23 protein-coding genes, 1 tRNA gene and 1 pseudogene are annotated in these 20,130 nt (G+C 44.1%); 9 read left to right on the top strand and 16 right to left on the bottom strand.

Annotated features, from left to right (window positions below):
* Positions 1–67: 67 nt before the first annotated feature.
* Together BST85_RS07050 and BST85_RS07045 are read right to left on the bottom strand one after the other, a co-directional pair.
* Positions 68–1,738, bottom strand: a complete 1,671-nt coding sequence (locus tag BST85_RS07050; RefSeq protein ID WP_104812601.1) for a hypothetical protein — start codon at positions 1,736–1,738, stop codon at positions 68–70.
* A 348-nt stretch (positions 1,739–2,086) separates the two neighbouring features.
* The gene (locus BST85_RS07045) at positions 2,087–2,563 is read right to left on the bottom strand and encodes a LysR substrate-binding domain-containing protein (protein WP_181039982.1); all 477 of its coding nucleotides are present in this window, start codon (positions 2,561–2,563) and stop codon (positions 2,087–2,089) included.
* Positions 2,564–2,723: 160 nt separating this feature from the next.
* Here BST85_RS07045 and BST85_RS07040 point away from each other — a divergent pair.
* Positions 2,724–2,797, top strand: a tRNA-Pro gene (locus tag BST85_RS07040).
* Between the two features lie 531 nt (positions 2,798–3,328).
* Here the strand turns inward: BST85_RS07040 and BST85_RS07035 are convergent.
* Positions 3,329–3,733 (bottom strand): MerC domain-containing protein, encoded by a 405-nt coding sequence (locus tag BST85_RS07035; protein ID WP_104812599.1) that lies wholly within the window; start codon positions 3,731–3,733, stop codon positions 3,329–3,331.
* 50 nt (positions 3,734–3,783) lie between these two features.
* The gene (locus BST85_RS07030; protein WP_104812598.1) at positions 3,784–4,068 is read right to left on the bottom strand and encodes an ATP-binding cassette domain-containing protein; all 285 of its coding nucleotides are present in this window, start codon (positions 4,066–4,068) and stop codon (positions 3,784–3,786) included.
* 895 nt (positions 4,069–4,963) lie between these two features.
* Between BST85_RS07030 and BST85_RS07020 the strand changes: the two genes are divergently transcribed.
* From BST85_RS07020 to BST85_RS07005, 4 genes are all read left to right on the top strand, one after another.
* On the top strand, positions 4,964–5,389 hold the full coding sequence (locus BST85_RS07020; RefSeq protein WP_104812596.1) for a DUF2141 domain-containing protein: 426 nt from the start codon (positions 4,964–4,966) through the stop codon (positions 5,387–5,389).
* 127 nt (positions 5,390–5,516) lie between these two features.
* Positions 5,517–6,290, top strand: coding sequence for a patatin-like phospholipase family protein (locus BST85_RS07015; RefSeq protein ID WP_104812595.1), 774 nt, complete (start codon positions 5,517–5,519; stop codon positions 6,288–6,290).
* Positions 6,291–6,317: 27 nt separating this feature from the next.
* The gene (locus BST85_RS07010) at positions 6,318–6,833 is read left to right on the top strand and encodes a DUF3124 domain-containing protein (RefSeq protein ID WP_104812594.1); all 516 of its coding nucleotides are present in this window, start codon (positions 6,318–6,320) and stop codon (positions 6,831–6,833) included.
* A 27-nt stretch (positions 6,834–6,860) separates the two neighbouring features.
* A complete protein-coding gene (locus BST85_RS07005) occupies positions 6,861–7,700 on the top strand; it encodes a mechanosensitive ion channel family protein (RefSeq protein ID WP_104812593.1) in 840 nt (279 codons plus the stop codon).
* A gap of 21 nt (positions 7,701–7,721) precedes the next feature.
* Here the strand turns inward: BST85_RS07005 and cls are convergent, their stop codons facing one another.
* From cls to BST85_RS06990, 3 genes are all read right to left on the bottom strand, one after another.
* A complete protein-coding gene (cls, locus tag BST85_RS07000; RefSeq protein WP_181039981.1) occupies positions 7,722–9,176 on the bottom strand; it encodes a cardiolipin synthase in 1,455 nt (484 codons plus the stop codon).
* Positions 9,177–9,241: 65 nt separating this feature from the next.
* Entirely contained in the window at positions 9,242–9,892 is a 651-nt protein-coding gene (locus tag BST85_RS06995) for a hypothetical protein (RefSeq protein WP_146090675.1), read from the bottom strand.
* The gene (locus BST85_RS06990; protein WP_245917652.1) at positions 9,882–10,613 is read right to left on the bottom strand and encodes a porin family protein; all 732 of its coding nucleotides are present in this window, start codon (positions 10,611–10,613) and stop codon (positions 9,882–9,884) included. The genes BST85_RS06995 and BST85_RS06990 overlap by 11 nt, the downstream gene beginning before the upstream one ends.
* Before the next feature lie 93 nt (positions 10,614–10,706).
* Here BST85_RS06990 and BST85_RS06985 point away from each other — a divergent pair, with 93 nt between their 5' ends.
* Together BST85_RS06985 and trxB are read left to right on the top strand one after the other, a co-directional pair.
* A complete protein-coding gene (locus BST85_RS06985; protein WP_104812590.1) occupies positions 10,707–11,153 on the top strand; it encodes a methyltransferase family protein in 447 nt (148 codons plus the stop codon).
* 92 nt (positions 11,154–11,245) lie between these two features.
* Positions 11,246–12,214, top strand: coding sequence for a thioredoxin-disulfide reductase (trxB, locus tag BST85_RS06980; protein ID WP_104812589.1), 969 nt, complete (start codon positions 11,246–11,248; stop codon positions 12,212–12,214).
* Between the two features lie 17 nt (positions 12,215–12,231).
* On the opposite strand, the gene BST85_RS06975 is transcribed toward trxB, so the two are convergent.
* From BST85_RS06975 to BST85_RS06955, 6 genes and pseudogenes are all read right to left on the bottom strand, one after another.
* The gene (locus tag BST85_RS06975; protein ID WP_104812588.1) at positions 12,232–12,741 is read right to left on the bottom strand and encodes a nuclear transport factor 2 family protein; all 510 of its coding nucleotides are present in this window, start codon (positions 12,739–12,741) and stop codon (positions 12,232–12,234) included.
* A gap of 94 nt (positions 12,742–12,835) precedes the next feature.
* Positions 12,836–13,555: a head GIN domain-containing protein gene (locus BST85_RS06970; RefSeq protein ID WP_245917651.1), complete on the bottom strand. Its 720-nt coding sequence runs from the start codon at positions 13,553–13,555 to the stop codon at positions 12,836–12,838.
* 22 nt (positions 13,556–13,577) lie between these two features.
* A complete protein-coding gene (locus BST85_RS06965; protein ID WP_104812586.1) occupies positions 13,578–15,422 on the bottom strand; it encodes a PspC domain-containing protein in 1,845 nt (614 codons plus the stop codon).
* Positions 15,419–15,756, bottom strand: a pseudogene (locus BST85_RS06960) (PadR family transcriptional regulator). Before BST85_RS06960 ends, BST85_RS06965 begins: the two are co-directional and overlap by 4 nt.
* A 4-nt stretch (positions 15,757–15,760) precedes the next feature.
* On the bottom strand, positions 15,761–15,943 hold the full coding sequence (locus BST85_RS14235; protein ID WP_146090674.1) for a hypothetical protein: 183 nt from the start codon (positions 15,941–15,943) through the stop codon (positions 15,761–15,763).
* On the bottom strand, positions 15,927–16,427 hold the full coding sequence (locus BST85_RS06955; RefSeq protein WP_104812585.1) for a DUF4870 domain-containing protein: 501 nt from the start codon (positions 16,425–16,427) through the stop codon (positions 15,927–15,929). The genes BST85_RS14235 and BST85_RS06955 overlap by 17 nt, the downstream gene beginning before the upstream one ends.
* Positions 16,428–16,924: 497 nt before the next feature.
* On the opposite strand from BST85_RS06955, the gene BST85_RS06950 reads away from it, so the two are divergent.
* Both BST85_RS06950 and BST85_RS14490 read left to right on the top strand, forming a co-directional pair.
* Positions 16,925–17,374 (top strand): DUF4442 domain-containing protein, encoded by a 450-nt coding sequence (locus tag BST85_RS06950; protein WP_104813936.1) that lies wholly within the window; start codon positions 16,925–16,927, stop codon positions 17,372–17,374.
* 197 nt (positions 17,375–17,571) lie between these two features.
* A complete protein-coding gene (locus BST85_RS14490) occupies positions 17,572–17,769 on the top strand; it encodes a hypothetical protein (protein ID WP_104812584.1) in 198 nt (65 codons plus the stop codon).
* Positions 17,770–17,797: 28 nt separating this feature from the next.
* Here BST85_RS14490 and BST85_RS06940 read toward each other — a convergent pair whose 3' ends face one another.
* The 3 genes from BST85_RS06940 to BST85_RS06930 form a co-directional block, all read right to left on the bottom strand.
* Positions 17,798–18,745 carry a LysR family transcriptional regulator gene (locus BST85_RS06940; RefSeq protein WP_104812583.1) on the bottom strand — a complete coding sequence of 316 codons (948 nt, stop codon included), beginning with the start codon at positions 18,743–18,745 and terminating at the stop codon, positions 17,798–17,800.
* A gap of 422 nt (positions 18,746–19,167) precedes the next feature.
* Positions 19,168–19,599 carry a DUF2141 domain-containing protein gene (locus BST85_RS06935; protein WP_104812582.1) on the bottom strand — a complete coding sequence of 144 codons (432 nt, stop codon included), beginning with the start codon at positions 19,597–19,599 and terminating at the stop codon, positions 19,168–19,170.
* Positions 19,600–19,704: 105 nt separating this feature from the next.
* Positions 19,705–20,130: a hypothetical protein gene (locus BST85_RS06930; protein WP_146090673.1), complete on the bottom strand. Its 426-nt coding sequence runs from the start codon at positions 20,128–20,130 to the stop codon at positions 19,705–19,707.

The raw sequence follows: 20,130 nt of genomic DNA, 5'->3' as shown, positions 1-20,130 counted from the left end.
CATATGGTTGCTGGTTGATGTTCCCTAAAGTTAGGAAAATCACGCAGAAATACCTGCTTGAAGAGGCTCATTGTTTCTTCCTCTTCCCAAACGGAATAATAGAATTGATGATCCCGGATTGTAATCCCTTCCAGAGGTAATTACCAATTCCCTTGTACATAACTCGTTCAAAGTCCATCCTTGCAACACTGAGTTTGCCGTTCTTCTTGGGGTTAGATTGCTTAGCAAAGGAGTTGGCCAGCCAGGAGACGGTATTGTTCTTATCCCTTTTCTTTTCGTTGGTGAATACCTGTACTTCCAGGTCTTTGTAGGACATGGTCATTTCTCCTTCCATCAGGGTAGGTGTAGCAACAGCAGCAAAGTCAATACCGTTTAATTCACCTCCTTCAAACTTCATATTGATGGCCGGATAAATAATGGGGTTGATGGACTCGAAAGTGGTCATGGCGCCCGTTTTACCCCAATATCTAAAGGTAGTAGAGGTATAAGGCATTTCCAGGTTGACCTCAAAAGGCATGGTGTTTAGCAGGTCCCCGGTAAGATGCATACCGAGGGGTTCCGAATTGTCGAACTCCGATTTGATGGATGTAATATGATCTACCCCAAGTTGAAGATCATCTATAAAGATGTGGATCATCTTATCGTCCTCGGCCAATTGCTCGGTATAATCCAAGTAGGCTCGTTTAGCTCTAACACTATCTATTTTCAAGGGTAGTTTTAAGGTCTGTAAACTTTGGTTGGGTAGCTGAGGCCGCTTATCGTAATTCCAGGGCAGGCGTTTGTCTTTGAAGATGGTCAGGTTCAGGCTGTCTAATTCGACATAATTGGCGGTCATTACACCAGAAACGATCAATTTTCTCAGATCAAACCCGCTCACGCTCAAGGTCTCGATCTTCGCGTCATAGATATCATTGGTGAAAGTATATTTATTGGCGGTTTCCCGGGCCGAGGCCACGGGTCCATATTTAAAATTGGAAATGGTCAGTAATTCCTCTTTTCTGGAGAAGACCAATTCGTCAAAAGCAATGCTGTATAGCCCATTTGAAAAAGTATACTCCTGGTCGTCTAGTTCCATGCGCAGATCGGAAGTATCGAACTGCAAATAGTCTGATCCCTCGCCCAAGGAAGTTAGTTTGACATCGGACATCATGAGTGATTTGGCCACATAGTTGGTCAAGGTATCACCAGAACCCGATTCGATTACCTCGATGGTATAATTATCGATCTCGATCTTTCCGGGATCAATCCCAACAATTCCCGGTATCTGCAATGAGTCCAGTGCGAACTTGCCTTTCTTCTTTTTCGCCTTGTTCAGGCGAATATTGGAGTTTTCTTCTACACGATATTTAAGTCGGTCCAAGCGGATACCACTCAGATTCACCTCTTTATTTAGTAGATACCCCAGTATACTGAAACCACGGAGCTTTAATGAGGAAAACGTGGCTTCACGGACGGATCTCAGGTTGTTATCATTATCCTGCATGGCCTGCCTGAGGGAATCTGTTGGCCGAATTGCCAGCTCTCTGAGGGTTATATTCCCCTGCAATACCCCAACGCTTACATCCGATACCGACATGGTGTAGTCGGCATTGGAGTTCAACTTGACTAATTCTTCATTCAGGAATTTCTTGATACTGCTTTGGGCAACCAGGTTGATAACAATGGAGATCACTACAACCCCAATCCCGGCGAACATGGCAATTTTTAGGATTTTTTTCTTTCGTTTGGTCAGTTGCATCACAGGTAAATATGATTAAATGTATGTCGTTGTTGTGCGGTTTAGATTCCGGCTATTTTTTTATTTGAAAAATTTAAAAGTAAGTTACTGGTTAATGGACCTATGTCAATTGTCGGCGATAGGTGATTAAACGTAGACGAGTGACCGTAAAACAAAGATTAGTTGTCGTTAATTGGAGATCATACTTTGTTCTGCCCAGTTGCCCATCGGGACATTTAACCGAAAAAAGCGTTATGGCTCGGGCAAAATTGCAAACGCCGAAGCACGGGTCCGGAATATGACTCTCTTACTTTTGATTTTTTTCTGTCGTTTGGTCAGTTGCATAGCGAGCGATTATGATTAAAGATATCATTTTACATCCAGAAGTACGCTAATAGGCTTCAAACCAATCAAATGATTCATCGATGATGTTGGCCTTGTTCTCTTCCAAGTACTCCAAGAAGGCGAGGGCCGTAGGAGAGAGGTTCTTGGACTTAAGCCAGATAAGGTTGCAGTGGGTGGTTCTGGGCAGGCCTTTAAACGGAATGATCCGGATATCCTCTTGTTGTAAGGCGTTCTTAAGTCCGATGGCATGATGGAGTATCCCAGGCCGGCTATTACCGCCTGTTTTAAGGCCTCATTACTGGTTAAGGTCATCTGTTTGTAGCTGGGCAGGTTTTGCTTCCGGATAAAGGTCTTCATCGCATTTCTGGTGGCCGAAACTTGCTCTCGAAAGAGTAAAGGGTAGTCTGAAAAAATCTTTTTGGATGTTATCTTTTGACGGTCTATCACCAGGTCGACACCAATATGCCACCAGGTAATCCCAGACAGGAAATATGTTATCAAGTATTTGCCGATGGAAACCACCGAGATTTTGATTGTACTCAGTAATTCCCCTTCAATAATATACCGGGAATGCCGCTATATATGTGCCTCACTAAGTCATTGTAAAAGCTTTTAGGGCGTTTGTCAGTACTCCTATTTTCCTTATTTTTGCGAACCGTTTCGGGATGTGGCGCAGTCCGGTAGCGTACTTGCATGGGGTGCAAGGGGTCGCAGGTTCAAATCCTGTCATCCCGACGAAGCGAAAAAAGGCAACGATGAAGATCGTTGCCTTTTTCAGTTTCAAGAACCCACCCAAGCTCGCTTGAGGTGGGTTCGGAAACTGAAAAAGCTGCAATGTATGATTGCATAAATTGCCTTTTTTCATTTGGACTGAGGGATGTGTTGGGATTCTACAAATCCGTGAGTCGTTATTCGTTATTCGAGGATTACAACTTAGACTTCCGTCAAGTAACACATGTATTCGTGAATCCCTTGAATCAAATTCATGAATCAAAATACAAGGCCTGGTTGTCACTGGGATGCTTTCGAAGAGATCCCTAGTTTGGTCCCGGCAGGGGGCTAGGGGCCCCCAAGGTCAGAATCGTCCCTTCTGGGACCAGATTATACCAAGAGCCGATCTGATTTTCGACTGTCCATTCAATGGTTTTATTCAATAACTTTGAAGAAATGCGCAATTTAAACCACCTGCGTGCCCCCGGTGTCAATGACACCGAGGACATGAAAAGAAGCCTTAACCTTAACGCTCGCAGGTGTGTTGCGCTACTCTCAAACGCAACAGTTTTCTTCTTGGCACTGGCAATATTTTTGGTTGTAGAGATGCAAGGTCACTAACGCCAGTGCGGGTATATAAATGGCAAATTCAGCTATGTGAACCACCGATAGTTTCTCGTTTAAAATAATCGCTGCCAATCCTAGCCAGCAGATCGTCATAGCATATTTTACCCAGGACTTAGACGTATTTTTGGCAGAATGATAAACGGCAAAAGCTGAGATTACCAGGAATAAGATATCCAGTATTCCCCACCAAAAATTATCCGGATGGGCATGTTCTCCATGTCCCGCCGTAGGCAGGGTAAATAGGAATGGAGTCGCCAAACAATGCAGCATGCAGAGTCCACTGGCAAATGCCCCTACTAAATCCGATTTTGTGTCCAGTTGTTGGATATTCATAGTCAAAATTGCGTTAAGAATATAATCTTACTGATGAATTGTGTGGTCTGTTACACAGGGTCAAATGCGTCGATATTGGTGTCGTTAAAAACGAGAAAGATATAAGCCAGGAATCTCTTAGTGGCTTTCCCGTTTGTCTGTATATTAAGTTGGTTGATGAAAGCGCTGCCAGAAGTTGGAGAGATAAAGCCGAGTAAACGATTGATGGTAGTCGTTTTCCCTGCTCCATTAGCTCCTAGCAGGCAGTAGATCTCTCCGCCTTGTACTTGGAGATCCAATTGGTCAAGTGCCGTTAGATCCCCATATTTCTTGGTTAATTTGCTGGTTTCGATCATATCGATGGATTGTGTGATTCTTCCTCAAGCAACAGACAAGTTGCCCATGAAATCAGTTATAGTGGATTTTGGCTTATATACCCGTAGATCACGATCTGATATTCAATAATCGTTTAATAGCCTTCAGTATGGCGTCCGATCAACATTGATCAGTACTGGATAACAAAATATACATGGTGGTTTGCGATTGAATGATCGCAGTAAATGCGCCCGATTAGAGGGCAGGAGGCGGTTTGTTCAAAATGTATTTCGGAGATACAAAACAGAATAAGGGTTCGGTGTAGCCAGTAATGGGATCCTTATCTACAGTTAAGAGAGCGGGCTGATCCGAAATGGTCGTTTCCTCGCTTCCAAGCGCAGGGGTTAATTCCTCCGCAAAGGATAACATATCACACAGTTCACAATGTGGACTGTTTTGGTCGTCCGACCAATGCGAGAACGCATGCACGTTTCCAACCCGCAGAAATAAAAACAGGAGGAGGGAAATAAGACCAATTCTTTTGCGGTACTTATTGTGCATCGGTTAAAAGTATAACATTATCCAATAGCTCCTCTTTAAAATGCGAAAGGAACATCAATTTTACGATTTTCTTAACATAATGAAAGATGATGATTGAGGCCATAGGATGCTGAACACTGTTGTTGTCACCCACCCAGAATAGATTCTGGGGGCCTCTGAATACTTGAATCCCGTTGGCTGTTTCAAGAGTTATCAGGAAGGACTTCTAGAATATTGTGATGGTTGGTAAAAATCACTTAGTTTGATCCCGGCAGGGGGCTAGGGGCCCCCAAGGTAAAGACATGGTTTTTTATTGAATGACCAACTGTTCCCTAAATATCCGGGCCAATGGAATCATAGCTCAAACCTTCGTAACTTGAGATAAATTAAAAAAGAATGAAAAAGATCGGGTTACTTCTTCTAATGGGTTTGATGATGGCAGCCATGCCAGTGACTGAAACAACGGATCATAAATTGAACATTGAGATCAGGAATATAAATAAAGCCAAAGGGAAGATCCTTTTGGCCATCTATTCGGATAAAGAACATTACCTGGATTCTGAGTATGCTATTGCAGCTGAAGGCGTTGTGACCAAAACAGGAAGTCTGACCATTACGGTAAAGATTCCTTTTGGAGAATATGCCATAGGTGCTTTTCACGATATTAATGACAATGGGGAACTAGATACCAATGGCCTAGGTATTCCTAATGAACCCTATGGTTTTTCTCATGGAAAAAAAGGGACTTTTGGTCCACCTTCCTTTAACGCTGCCAAGTTCGAATTCTCTCAAGATGGGCAGGTCCACGGGATCAACCTTTGATCCATCTGTTCTTTATTCATACCCCAAATGTCTTAATCAATCCAAATAAATTCAATGATTAAAGTCAGCCTCAAACAGGTTTGCTTTCATGCATGTATACCTGAATAAATACCCTTAACTTTATTTCATGAACAAAACACTCGGTATTGCATTTGCCGGTGGAGGGGTGAAGGTTACATTTTCCATGGGCTTTGTTGAGGTGTTGCAGCGACATGGAATTCAAGCTACTCATGTATCAGGGACCAGTGCAGGAGCAATGGCCTCCGCTTTTTATGCACTTGGTTATCCAGCCAAGGAAGTATTGGAGATCTTTAAAGGAATCAAGATATATTCACTCTCTTCTATTACCTGGACCAAGGCCGGTATGTTGGATATGGAATCTGTTGCCAAGGATTTTGAGCCTCATTTTTCCGGTAAGAATTTTGAGACCCTCCCCATAAAAGTATCTGTGGTTACTACCAACCTGATCGAAGGTCGTGCGCAGATATTTGATAGCGGCCCTATGGTCAAACCCTTACTGGCATCCTGCGCCTTTCCGGGCGTTTTCAGCCCGGTAGAGATCGATGGCGTACTATTTGCCGATGGAGGAATCATCAATAATTTTCCGGTGGAACAGGTGGAACCCCATGTAGATAAAACCTTAGGGCTTTATGTGAGTCCGCTCAGGGCTATGGGCAAGGATGATTTTAAAAATACCTTTACGGTGTTGGATCGGATTTATCGTATTTCAAACCGGGCAGATTCCATGGAGAAATTCAAGGATTGTGACTGGCTGGTGAATCCTGAAGAATTAATAGATTACGGTACATTCTCGATGAGCAGTATGGATGAGTTATACGAATTGGGTAAGCGATATGGCGAGCAACAGATCGATGATATAGTTGCCGGTCTCGCTGAATAAGATTCGTTAAATACAAAAACAGGACATATGAAATTAAAGTACATCATTTTAGCGGGGATTAGTTTCTTGGTATTGACGACCTCCTGTGAGTTGCGTGCGGATCGGTCGGTCAAACCGGATATGGAATGGATGCAGCGTCCTACGGCTAGTTTGAAATCCGGTCTGCTGAATAATGGTAAGACCTACTTGGCGGTAAACCCCAGTATCTACGATCAGTCCAATACGGGCCTGATCAACCTGACGACCACGGTGAGTTTAAGGAATTTGGACCCGGAACGGGAGATACAGTTAAACAGTATTCAGTTATACGATACAGCGGGAAAATTGGTGAAGGCCTATATAGATGCGCCCATCTTGATGCAGCCGCTTGAAACGCTACAACTGATCATTGTACATGAGGACAATTCCGGAGGTACCGGAGCTAACTTCATCTTTGACTGGTCCACTCAACCCTTGGGAATTGAACCGCGATTTGATGCTGTGATGATCTCGACCTATGGACAAGGTATCAGCTTTCAATTTGAGGGGATCAGGGTAAAATAAAGAATCATCGATTAGCTAGATTAACATATGGAACTACTTTCTTCTGAAGGCGGATATTTGATCTCATCAGGGATCGTTTTGGTCATCACCTTTATTGTCGGAGTCCTTTTCAAGCGTGGATATAATCGCTTAATAGAGAATTCCAATACAAGGATATCCGAAGATCCTACCAAATACAAATTCATTGGACATATAGGTTTGGCAATGATTTATTTAATTGGTTTTGGAATTGCGATCTACATGATCCCCAGTCTGCGAACACTTGCCCAATCCATGTTAGCGGGAGCCGGAATAATGGCAGTAGTAATAGGTTTTGCAGCCCAAAATGCATTCTCAAACATCGTGAGTGGAGTTTTCATTATAATATTTAAACCCTTTAGAATAAATTCAAGGATACAGGTTAAAGAATTTGTTGGGGTTGTCGAAGACATTACTCTTCGGCATACAATATTGAAAAATTTCAGTAATCAGCGTATCGTAGTTCCTAATTCTGTGATCAGTTCTGAATTTATTGTCAATTCCAATTTAAATGATAGCCGCACAACGCGTTGGATAGAAATAGGGATAAGCTATGATAGTGATATTGACCTTGCCAAGCATATAATGATGGAAGAATCATTAAATCATCCTTTACGAATTGATGCCAGAACCGACGAACAGATTGAAGCCGGCGAACTTGAAGTTCCGGTCAGAGTGGTACAATTAGGAGATTTTTCTGTCACGCTCAGAGCATGGGTCTGGGGAAAAGACCCTTCTGATGCCTTTATTTTATACTGTGAGTTATTGGAGTCGATCAAAAAACGATTTGATCGTGAAGGTATTGAGATTCCCTATCCTTACCGAACCATTGTGCAGAAGAAAGTTTAAATCCCTGGTATTTTCAATTCATCACATCAATGGACTGCTCAAGCGGGCCAAGCGCTCCTTGACACGGTCTGATGCAGGTCGCTTGTCATGTTCTTCGAGCGTCAAAAGTTTGCTCTTGGAAAGGAAATAGTTGAATTGCTTCTTCATCTCCATAGTAACCTCCTTATCGTACATCATGGCGTTCACCTCAAAATTCTGCTCAAAACTGCGGATGTCCATATTGGCCGTACCCACCGAACAGACCACATCGTCACTCAAGATGACCTTGGAATGAATAAAGCCTTCCTGGAACAGATAGATCTTAACGCCTGCTTTTAAGAAACGACCAAAATAGGACTGAACTGTCCAGTGAATGGCCGCCGATTCAGAATTTGCTGGTACAATGATCCGAACCTCTACACCACTAAGCGCAACGGTCTTCAATGCCATGGATAGTGTTGCGTCCGGAACGATATAGGGGTTCACGATGTAGACATACTTCTTGGCCTGGTAGAGCACATATAAATACTGTTGTAAAATACCGGGATAGTCAGTATCTGGCCCGCTGGCAATGATCTGTAAGGGAGTATTCCCAATATGTGGAGGATCCACCAGGATTCCATCCTGGATCAGATTTTCTCCGGAAACAAAGAGCCAATCCGTCAAAAAGACAAAGTGAAGGAAATTGACGGCCATTCCTTCTATCCTTAGATGTGTATCGGTCCAATGTCCCAGAAGTGGGTCGTCGTAAATGTATTTATCGTCTACATTGATCCCACCGGTGAACCCAACCTTCCCATCGACGATGAGTATCTTTCTGTGATTGCGGTAGTTCACCCGGGCCAACTGTCCAAACTTGACCGGCATAAAGGGCTCCACCTTAACTCCAACCTCTTTGAATCGTCTGATGTTCTTGCGGGAAAGATCCCAACTACCTAATCCATCATAGATCAACCTCACTTGAACCCCGGCTTTGATCTTTCTCTCGAATAATTCCAAGAATCGATCGATCAGGTCACCGTCAATAAATATATAGTATTGTAGGTGGATATACTTTTCCGCTCGTTCACAAGCTTCAAAAATAGACTTAAAGGTGTCCGGTCCATCGTGAAGCAGATTCACTTTGTTGTTGAAGGAGATCAGCGATAGACTCGTCTTGGTCAATAAGCGGATCAAGTGAATATAGGTCTGAGTTTGATCTTCCCGATGCGCGATCATTTGTTCGGCCTTGGCCGAATAAGTCAGGACAAATTCCTCCAGGGCCTTTTCATCTATGGATTGTTTGAGATCGAAGATCTTTTTCTTTCTCAAGTTCATCCCAAAGAACCAATAGAAAATAACTCCGAAAATAGGGATCAGCAGGATAACAACTATCCAGGCCCAAACGCGCTCTGGACGGCTGCCATCTTTGATCAACGTGTACAAGGACCAGATGACAACACATAAGTGAAAGATCAGTGCGATTACCCCGCCAATGGTAGTAAGGTCGTAGATCACGAGTTCATGCTGTTGCTTAAAGATAGTGAACTTTGGATAGCCTCAGGTCATTGGACATAAACCAGTTATTTCCGCCCAATCAAATTGAATATGTATCCAATTAGGCAGAATGTGAAGGCAACCAGACTGATGGGAGGCAGGCCACCATGCCAGCCGTCGGGGTTTAGCCAACCATTGTATCCCATAAAGAAGATATGGATGATGCCCAGGGTCAGCGCAAAGAGCAGAAATTTCCTGGATGTAATAAAGCTGATGAACTTCTTATCCTCTCGCATGTGCGTCTGAAAACTAAGATTATAGGCCCATAAGACCACCAATCCAAATATACCGGCCAGCATGCTGATACCCGCGATAGCCGTGAGGCTTCCATCACTTTCAAAGAATTGGGCGTAAATAGCCGGTCTAAACAAAAGAAAACTGATAAAAGCATGGATCAGTACCAGCAGAAATCCCGTCATGCCCAATGCTTTCCGCGCATTTAACCAACTGGATGGAATCGTTACCCCAACATTATTCATGGGGCCAAAGCTGAAGTTGAAGGTCAGTAAAATAAATGCTGCCAGCGAAGTGCCTTTATTGAAAATGAACATGGGAAAATCGTCCCAAGGTACTGGACCTAACACATGGTAACGCAGGATTGCGTAGGCAAAAGAAAGTACACAGGTCCAAAATACGATAGGACCCGCTGAATTTTTCCGTGGTGTATCAGCTTCCATCAGTTGCGGATTTTTCCTCTTCTTTTTCTTTTTTCTTTCCGGCGCCTATGGGCACGTTGAGTTTTATGAATAAAGAGCGGTTATTGCTGCCATTAACACCTTTGTAGACATTGGTAAATCCGTAAAAGTAACGGACCCCAATACTCATGCTGTTCTTCTCTCGGAACCGATAGCCAAATCCGGCCGAGGCTCCGACTTCAATGGGATTGGTCGCATCCTTGTTCTTGATCTCTACGCGCGTAGAGCGGTCTCCATCCTCGGCCTCGAAAACCACTTTAGCCTGGTGACGTAATCCAAACTGCGGACCAATCTCTACATAAAGTCGGTTGTCGAAACGGTAATTGAGTAGCGCAGGAACGAGGAAATAACCTACCTGTTGTTGGTACGTTCCTTCCTCATCTTCCTTTTCAACGCCCAGAAAGGCCAGGTCTGCATCGCTGAGGTCGGAATCTCCCATCCTCATTTTGACTAGGGTTCCCGTATATAATCTCCACTGATCTTTCAATCGAATGTCAAAATAGAAACCAAGATTGAAGGCCGAAAGGGTGCCATCGGCATCCAAAGTCCCCAGATCGGAGAAGTTATAGCCTCCCTCCAAACCAAATTCTATCCCATCGGAATTGAGTTTTTCTCCGAAGATCAGAGAGAGTAAGACTTGCGAGTTGACTGATGGTGAGATAAGGAGGAATGCCCCGAGGACAATAAGTAGTTTGATGCGCATAAAGAAAGTTTCTACCTGCAATATCTGAAAAAATGGATTCATATCCAGTTGCGCCGGAACGACTATTCTGTAAATTTGACCAAAAGCGGCTCAATGAAACTGGATCTGTTCCTGGTGATCGCCCAGATTGGAATTATTTTATGCTATGCCCTCGACCCTGGTTGGTACAGCTGGGACCTACCGTTATGGCTGAGGTATTTGGCACTTATCGATCTGGTTCTGGGCATACTGATCCTTTTGGCCGGTCTCTTCACTTTAGGGGATAACCTAACTCCCTTACCCCGTCCAAAAACAAATGGAGAATTAGTGACTCATGGAGTCTATCGTTTTATTCGTCATCCCCTCTATGCGGGAATTCTATTTGGAATGGCTGGAGGCAGTATCTACCTGGCTTCTGGATGGAAGCTCTTTTTTACGCTCTTGATCTGGCTGCTTTTTTATCTGAAAACCGAACGAGAAGAGAACTATTTGACTGATCGGTTTCCGGACTACGAAGAGTACAAGAGAAATACGGGAAGATTCCTGCCCAAAATAGGATAATGGGGCTTAATAATATGATAATAACTCTTGATAACTTTTAATGTAAGGAAAAGCCAGAACAACCTACTTTTATACCAGAAATAACCGAAACTATGTCAGAAGCTATAGAACGAATAAAGTGCCTAATTATCGGATCGGGACCAGCTGGGTATACGGCGGCCATTTATGCGGCCAGAGCCGATCTTAAACCTGTTGTTTATACCGGAATGGAGCCTGGTGGACAATTGACCACTACCACAGAGGTGGATAACTTCCCGGGCTATCCTGAAGGAGTTGATGGACCTTCCATGATGGTTCAGCTGCAGCAGCAGGCTGAGCGTTTTGGAACTGAGGTGAGGATCGGAATGGTCACATCGGTCGAGCTAGCGACGGAATATGGTGGTATTCACAAAGTAACTGTGGATAATACCAAAGAAATAGAGGCTGAAACCATTATCATATCCACCGGGGCAACCGCGAAGTACTTAGGACTGCCTAGCGAACAACGCTTGAGAGGGGGAGGGGTTTCTGCCTGTGCCGTCTGTGACGGGTTCTTTTACAAAGGACAGGAAGTTGCTATAGTGGGTGGTGGAGATACTGCCGCGGAAGAGGCGACCTATTTGGCCAATATCTGTAAAAAGGTAACCATGCTGGTTAGAAAGGATCACATGCGAGCTTCAAAGGCCATGCAACACCGGGTACACTCCATGGAGAACATTGACCTGAGATATAACACCGAGGTCGATGAGATCTTAGGTGATATGGTGGTAGAGGGTTTGAGAATGGTGAATAACCAAACAGGAGAGAAGGAGGAAATTCCAATCACCGGCTTCTTTGTCGCCATTGGACACAAGCCCAATACAGATATCTTCAAAGGTCAGATCGATATGGATGATACTGGCTATATCGTCACCGAAGGTAAATCGACAAAAACCAATGTCCCCGGTGTATTCGCCAGTGGGGATGTTCAAGATAAGGAATACCGTCAGGCTGTAACTGCTGCTGGTACGGGTTGTATGGCAGCCTTGGATGCCGAACGTTACCTGGCATCAGTTGAAAGCAAGGAAACGGTAGAAGCTTAAGCCTAACTAGATTTAACTTATTCAGAATCGGGTGGTCGGTGATCAAAACTGAGCACCCGTTTTATTTTCCATCCCTCGTCGGTGATCAACCACAGATGGGTAAAGCGTGCCGTACTTCCGGCTCGTTCTGGTCCATCGCCTTTGCGCTGATAAAACTTGTGAACCCCATTTTGGATGGCGCCATCGAGTTGGCCGTTCTGGTAGAGTGGAAAGACCTCCAGACTTCCTTCGACCAATTCCCTGCAAGAGGTGTATTCCCCTCCGCTACAGATGCCAGATTTCATAACCTGTACAAACTCTTCTTTGGAATTGGTTATGCCGCCTTGATCGTGATAGAATTCAAGGTCTTCGGTGAGCAGGGCTGCAGATTGGTCCATATCGCAGGTGTTGAATCCGATATCGAACAGCAGGCTGTCATTTGCTTTTAGCGTCAAAAATAGTTCAGATTTCTGATCAACTTGAGCATGTGCAGTCGTAGTTAGCAGTAGACTCAAAGCCGATGCGAAAAAGAGTTGGATTGATCTCATAGTGATGATATTAACAAAAGATCCGGGGACTGTCTAACAGACCGTACCCCGGATCATCCTCTCATGGTTGGTTGGTCGATCGCAATAAATCGATTTACATCTTTCTAACACTACCAGAATAACCATCCTTAGCAGAAACTGCTTCCGGATCTCCGTAGTATTTGATATCTCCTCCGCTGGAGGCTTTTCCGTTGAGGCGTTCGCTCACATTAACGGTGATATCGGCACCACTGCTGGCATTGGCCGAACAGGTTTTGGCTTCCAATTCGCGGGCCTTGATATCACTACCACTGCTGGCACTGGCCACCAAGTTATCTGTACGTCCGGATACTTTGATATCAGCACCGCTGCTGCATTCCAGGTACACTTCACGGGCAGCAACCTCCACCTCGAGGTCGGCACCACTGCTACTGTCCAGGCTAATGCTTTCGGCTTCGATCAAGGAGTTTCCGATCACGTCAGAACCACTAGAAGCGCCAATACTGGTCAACTTGCGGTAGGTAACATGAACCTTTTTCGACTTGGCACGTCCAATATTCTTATCGGCGCCTATCTTCAGTACACCACCAACTACCTCTGTAGTGATGATCTCCTGCAGATTCTCGTCGGCCTCAACGACCACTTTCTCTTCGTCACCTTCGGTCAGGTAGACATCCAGTCCGGAACTACCTTTTACTCCGTCAAAGGAACCGACGTTACGCTCGTCAACGACCACGTCACCGTTCCCGTTTACTTGTCCAAAGCTCCAGTCGCCCATACAACTGGTTGCAGTTACAGCCAGTAAAGCGACGAATAAAATTTTGATTGATTTCATGATGTTATGGTTTTGTGTATGATTAATTGTTGTTTATACTGTCCAGGACGATAGTATCTGCTTTAATGGTTCGTTCAGATTCTTGCTGACGTTCGGAGCGACTTCTGCGCTCTTCCCGATCCTTACCGACAATGATCTGGTCGCCATCACTGGCTCGAATCTCCAATCTTCCAGGTCTTTTTTCGACCTTGATCCAGTCTCCTTCATCATTTTTGAAGTAGATGATTCCGTCGTCATCGTCATAATAGCGGTCGTCTTCGTCAACATTCCTCCATTCCTGGTCTTCCCCCTCTGGGCAATCCAGACAGCTGGTCGAGCCATCTTCGATGAGCAAATACTGCTCTTCGTCCCCATTGTTAAGGATGTCCCTGTAGTAGGAATCGTTACGGTGGAAGGTATAAGTGTTCTGATCGGCATAGAGAATGGTGCCTACTGGAAGGTAGACCACGATCTCCATTTCCTGATCCCGATACTTGTTGGCAAAGTCGGTCGTGAAATAACCGTCTATAGTCAATTGTCCATCACTGTAAGAATAGTTGTGATCAATGGCGCGGGCCCGGTCTCGGGCAGCCTGGAAGTTACGTCCCTCGGCACGTCGCTCGACGGTCACCTTTCCAACTGAGTCATTGGTCGATCGCACGATCAGTCTGATGTCATTGGAATAGATCACTTTGTTATCGTCTTCGTCGTACATGATCTCCAATCCGCCACTACGTCTAGAACTATATTCGTATTGAGTGTTGAAGCTCATGGCCATATTCAGAGTATCTCCGGCCTTGACAGGCAAGGTCTGAGAAGTCTTCACATCACCTTCGAAGGCCGTCTCACTGGCCTGACGTAATCCTAAGATACCCAACCCGATGATGGAAGCTATCCAGACGACCAACAAGGAGATTTTGGCAGGTGTTCCAATGGATTTCAGGTTGTCGATAAGCAACTTCAGCCCCAGTATGAACAGCACAAAGAATGGAATTCCAACGGCAAATAAGACCATTAGTGAGACCAGCCAGATTGGCGCATTGGACGTATCCACCAAGGATATGTAATCGGTGAATTCACCTGCTCCCCAGAAGTCGACCGTTCCAACAGTGAACAGCCCAACTATAAGGCCTACTAGCGTAGACAAGGAGATGATAATCAATAGGATACCTAAGAATTTGACAAATATCTTGAAGATAACCAGAAGGATATTACCGAGCGTATCGAAGAAACCAGAGGCTCCTTTCTTAACTTTTTGCCCGTATTTGTCATAGTCGGCGTTCTTTACTTGATCAGCGACATTCTCATATCCTTCCTTGAACTTTTTTTCAATATTGGAGATATTGACCGGTTCTCCGGTCATTCGAAGTTTCTCGGCTGTGGTCTCCGCTCCTGGAATCAATATCCACAACAGGATATAGATCAGAATGGGCGTACCGAAACCAAGCAGGACAAGGGCTACCCAGGTGAGTCGAATCCACAAGGCATCCACACCAAAGTAGTGTGCAAGTCCCGCGGAGACTCCTCCGATGAACTTATCGTCCAGATCCCGATACAATTTCTTGCCAGAGGTAGAACTGCTGCTTTTGGTTTTTTGTGGCTGATCGTCAAAGATCTCCTCGTCTACCATATAGTCTTCGGGCTGACCCATTACTGCGATCACCTCGTCTAATTCTTTTACAGTCACTACCTGTGTGCTGGACTCGAGTTTCTCCGAAAACAATTCGGCGATCCTTGCCTCGATATCTCGCATGATCTCATCGCCGGTCTGAGCATCGCTGCTCAGCGACTTTCGGATCGCATCCAGATAGCGTGATAATTTTCCATAGGCGTTCTCGTCCACATGGAAAAATGTGCCGGCTAAATTTATATTGATTGTCTTGTTCATTTCGTTGTTTTTTCGCTGGTTATGCTATTTACAGCTTGTTGCAAATTATCCCAGGTAGTGTTTAATTCTTTCAGGAAGATCTTACCGGTCTCGGTAAGCTCGTAATACTTGCGTGGGGGCCGCTGGAAGACTCTTCCCAGCGGTAGGTCAGTAGGCCCGCATTTTTAAGCCTGGTAAGCAGCGGGTAGACCGTACCTTCAACCACAAGCATCTTGGCGTCTTTAAGGGTATCTAATATGTCCGAAGTATAGGCCTCGCCATCCTTTAGAATGGACAAGATGCAGTACTCCAGTACCCCTTTACGCATCTGTGCTTTTGTGTTTTCGATTTTCATACGGTTACTTATTTACAGATAACAGTTCGTTTTCGGTGATCAGGTATTGAGGGTTAAGCCCTGGAATGTCGTCCTGACATCCAAGTACCTCAATTCCTGTTGTTTGCTGAGCGGTATCTTTTTTAAGCGTTCCAATAGGTAGTACGCTTAGTACCACACTCAATAAAATACTAACTAATGTGCTCATTGCTTGATTGATTTTCGATGGTTGTTTTGATGAATGGTATAGATAGTGGGTACTTATACAGTTCCCCTTTATTTGCGTGAACAGTTGCATTGATCACAGCATAAAGTTCAAATACGAATAGTCCTAAAAGCAGTAAAGCGACGATCAGGAATAAGACAGCATAACCCGAAAGGTTGGTGATATTATTCACAGTCACTCTGTGCCAATGGTCATCGATGGCGTCTACAAGGGAAACGAAATCCGGGGCAAAGATCACGAAGAACGGTAGACAGATAATACCGATCAGTAAGGTATATATCAGGATGCTCAACTGAAAATTGACTGCTTGGCGTCCGTGTTCGTTCACAAAGGGCTTGTCCTTATTAATGGTCCAAAGTAGGAGGGGAGCCACAAAATTTCCAAAGGGAAATAAGAACTTTGAAAAGGTGGACAAATGCGTCAAAGCCGCAATGTTTTTTTCGTTTTCTGAAGGATTAGTTTCCATTGTCTAATAATTTCTTATGCAAATATATGTCTAAAAGAAGGTATTATGTTACGCATAGTACTAAAATTTAACAATGTGTTAACATTTCCGGTGTTGCTATATGTTTCTCATTTTTCGTCAATAGAGATTGTGAGATCCGGCTACAGACCGCAGATGGTAAGGACCCGACTTATATTGGCTAAGATCGTTTCATGAATGTATTGACCTTATTACATGAATGATCATAACCACTGGTCAGTTCGCTAGGAGTATAGTTCCGAGATTGGTAGATTGCCCCTGGTAGGGGAATAGGGGCCCCAAGGTAAAAATGGTGATTCGTTATTGGTGACTCGTTATTCGATGTGCTTAAGTTTCGACTCACGACTCACGACTCACGACTCACGACTCACGACTCACGACTCACGACTCACGACTCACGACTCACGACTCACGACTCACGCCTAACTTCACACCCTTCACCATATATCCTTATCTTCGACTCGGCTAAATCTCAACATATGTCCCCATCCAAGATCAACTGGTATCTTTTATTCAAATTACCCGCTGCCTGGTTTACGGGAGTTAGAGTATCATCCATTAATAGTGAAACTTGTATAACTAAGGTAAGATTTCGCTGGATCAATCAGAATCCTTTTCGGTCCATGTTTTGGGCTGTGCAGGGAATGGCGGCCGAATTGAGTACAGGCGCCTTACTAATGTCGGCTATACAGGAACAAAACCGGCCTATTTCTATGCTGTTATTAGAGTCTCATGGTTCATTTGTAAAGAAAGCCAGGGGTAAGATTCTTTTCAGTTGCGAATCTGGCAAAGAGGTCCGTGAAGGACTAAATAAAGCTCTGGAAACAGGTGAAGGTCAGCTTTGTAGAATCCGTTCCACCGGCCGTAATTCAGAAAATGAGGTGGTTTCGGAGTTTGAGTTCGTCTGGACCATTAAACCGAAGTCTTAAACGAAGTGGTAACAATTAAGTAATTGTAAGACAATAATTTATGCCATATGTTAATTAAGATTGGCTTAAAATTAACATCGGAATCGCCCTACATTTTACCATAAATTCACTTTTTTTTCGTTATATTCAAGGTCGTAAACCTTAAACAATTTGCCTATTGCAGAACGTTACTTAACCTAATCTTAATTTAGTTTACTATGGCGAGAGCAATGTTTGATTACACCAAAGCGGTGCTCAATAAAGTTAGCTTTGATGTGAACTTGTTCTGTAAAGAGTTGAAAAAGGCCTTAAAGCGATTACTTCCTCACGAAATCGAAGAACTCAAGATTTGGATTCACGGTCTTCTCCAACAGAACCCCCAATTAAATCAGTGTTTAATCTATTTGAAAGAATAAATAAAGACCTCCGGAAACGGAGGTTTTTTTATGCAGATTTCTTTTTGGTCGGTGAAATGATCTGCACGTCCTGAAAAGCTATGGCTCCCCTGATCACACCGGATATCACATCGTGAAGCGCCTCTATGATCTGCATTTTTAACTCACTCTTGGGGTAAATTAGACTGACTTCCCTGGCTGGGGAAGGCTCTTCAAAATAGTGTAGGTATTTCTTCTGCTTATCTGGAAGGTCCAGGGTATGCATATAAGGCAAGAGGGTCATTCCCAGTCCTTCATCTGAAAGTTTGATCAGGGTCTCAAAACTGCCACTCTCCAATTGAAAGGACTCGGTAGTGGCCAGATGGTGCGCCTTGCAAAGGTTGATCACTCCGTCTCGAAAGCAGTGTCCATCTTCTAACAATAAGATATCGTCAAGATCCAGATCGGTACGTTCAATCTTCTTCTTATTGAACAAACGGTGATTCTCTGGAATGTAACCCACAAAGGGCTCGTAGTACAGCGGCCTCTCCTTGATCTTATCTTGTCCCAAGGGTGTCGCGGCTACCGCCGCATCAATATGGCCGTCATTGAGTTTGTGGATGATCTCATCCGTGGTCAATTCTTCAATTCTCAATTGAACCTTAGGATACCTGTTGGTGAAGGTCCTTAAAAACATCGGCAAGAGGGTTGGCATAATAGTGGGGATTATGCCCAATTTGAAGGTGCCGCCAATGAAACCTTTCTGCTGATCGACTATATCCTGCATCCGGTCAGCCTCATTCACAATATTGCGGGCTTGGTCCACTATTTGTTGCCCTACGGTGGTCAGCTCTATGGGTTTTTTGGTCCGGTCAAAGATGAGTATGTCCAGTTCTTCCTCCAATTTCTGGATCTGCATGCTGAGTGTTGGCTGAGTTACAAAGGTCTTTTCGGCCGCCTTGGTGAAATTTTGATGCTCCGCTACCGCGATGACATATTTGAGTTGAGTAATGGTCATATTTGTAGTGCTTATACAAATATAAAAAATAATCAGAATTGTTTATAGTGTTTAAAGTTTCGCTGATCTGAGAATTCATCGTTCCATCCTGAATTTCGATAGTTTTCATGTAATTCTAGATTGATATATATGAATTATCAATACCTATGCTAAATTGATTAGGAACCTAATGATGAGAGTAATAGATTGCTCCCGGTAGGGGAATAGGGGCCCCAAGGTAGAAATCGTGATTTGTTAGTGGTGATTCGTAATTCAATTACTTTAAATTTCTCCTAACACCTCACGTCTCACGTCTCACGCCTCACTCTTCACAGAAAAAAGGTCGACATTCCTCAGCCGACCTTTAGTGGTTATTCGTTAGTGGTGAATTGTTCTTTGCGATCTGTTTTAAACTTCGCTTCAAGCTTCACGCCTCACGAACCTTACATTCTGATCTCCATTGAGATAGGCTTACCATTGACTTCAAATTTGGCGTCACTCCATTGTGGAGGACCATAGCTCATCACATTGTTAGATACACCATACATTTCTTTGGGCATTCCGTTAGGTTCAAAATCCATCTGCTTATTTCCATTCTTATCGTGGAATAAGGTAATGGCGTATTCGCCTGCCGCGATATCAGTGAAAGTAACAGTTGCCTTTCCATCGACGATCTCACTGTCCAATGCTTTAATTGGTTCTGACTTCATAAAGGTTGATTCGTCGTATAGACCAACATAGATGGTACCGTCATTGGATTGAACTGGTACAGTTACCGTAATGGTCGTTCCATCTACTGCAACAGCCTCTGGACTTTGAGCTCGGACCAAAATTGTGCTTAAGGTTAATGTGATAAGGATAATGAGAGTTTTCATGATACTGTGTGTTTTTTGATTAGTACACCACAAAGATGAACACTCGCCCCCTTGAGGCACAATTAGATTGACTGAAATGTCAATAATGGGGGACCAATTGTAAGATTAGCCGTTTCGCCTTAAAATTGACCGATAACTTTCCCAGTGCCAGAAAATTAGAAATAGGTTCCCCATCAGCATAAGTCCGGTGATCACCGGAGTTCCACGCATGTGGAGTGACACGGAAACTAAAAATATATTCACGGACACCGGTAGTATCAAAAGTGGTGTCAAGGCTCGCCACCAGCGAGTCATTAACAGCAGTCCCACCAGGATTTGGTAATATCCGATGAAGTTCCAATAGAACCCTGTGACATACATGCCTTCAAAGAACAAGCCCACCGGGTTGGAGGTTGGCAGCTGGGTAAATTTGACTCCGGGTAATTTCCGAAGTCCGGAAAGTACAAATCCCAGACCAAGCATGATCTTGGTGATCCAATAAAGGTAGCGTAGTGGCGTGTATTGATGTATTTTTTGGAGAAGCTGTTCCAC

Source organism: Aureitalea marina, assembly GCF_002943755.1.
Lineage (GTDB): Bacteria > Bacteroidota > Bacteroidia > Flavobacteriales > Flavobacteriaceae > Aureitalea > Aureitalea marina.
This window is presented reverse-complemented; position numbering and strand designations above follow the sequence as displayed.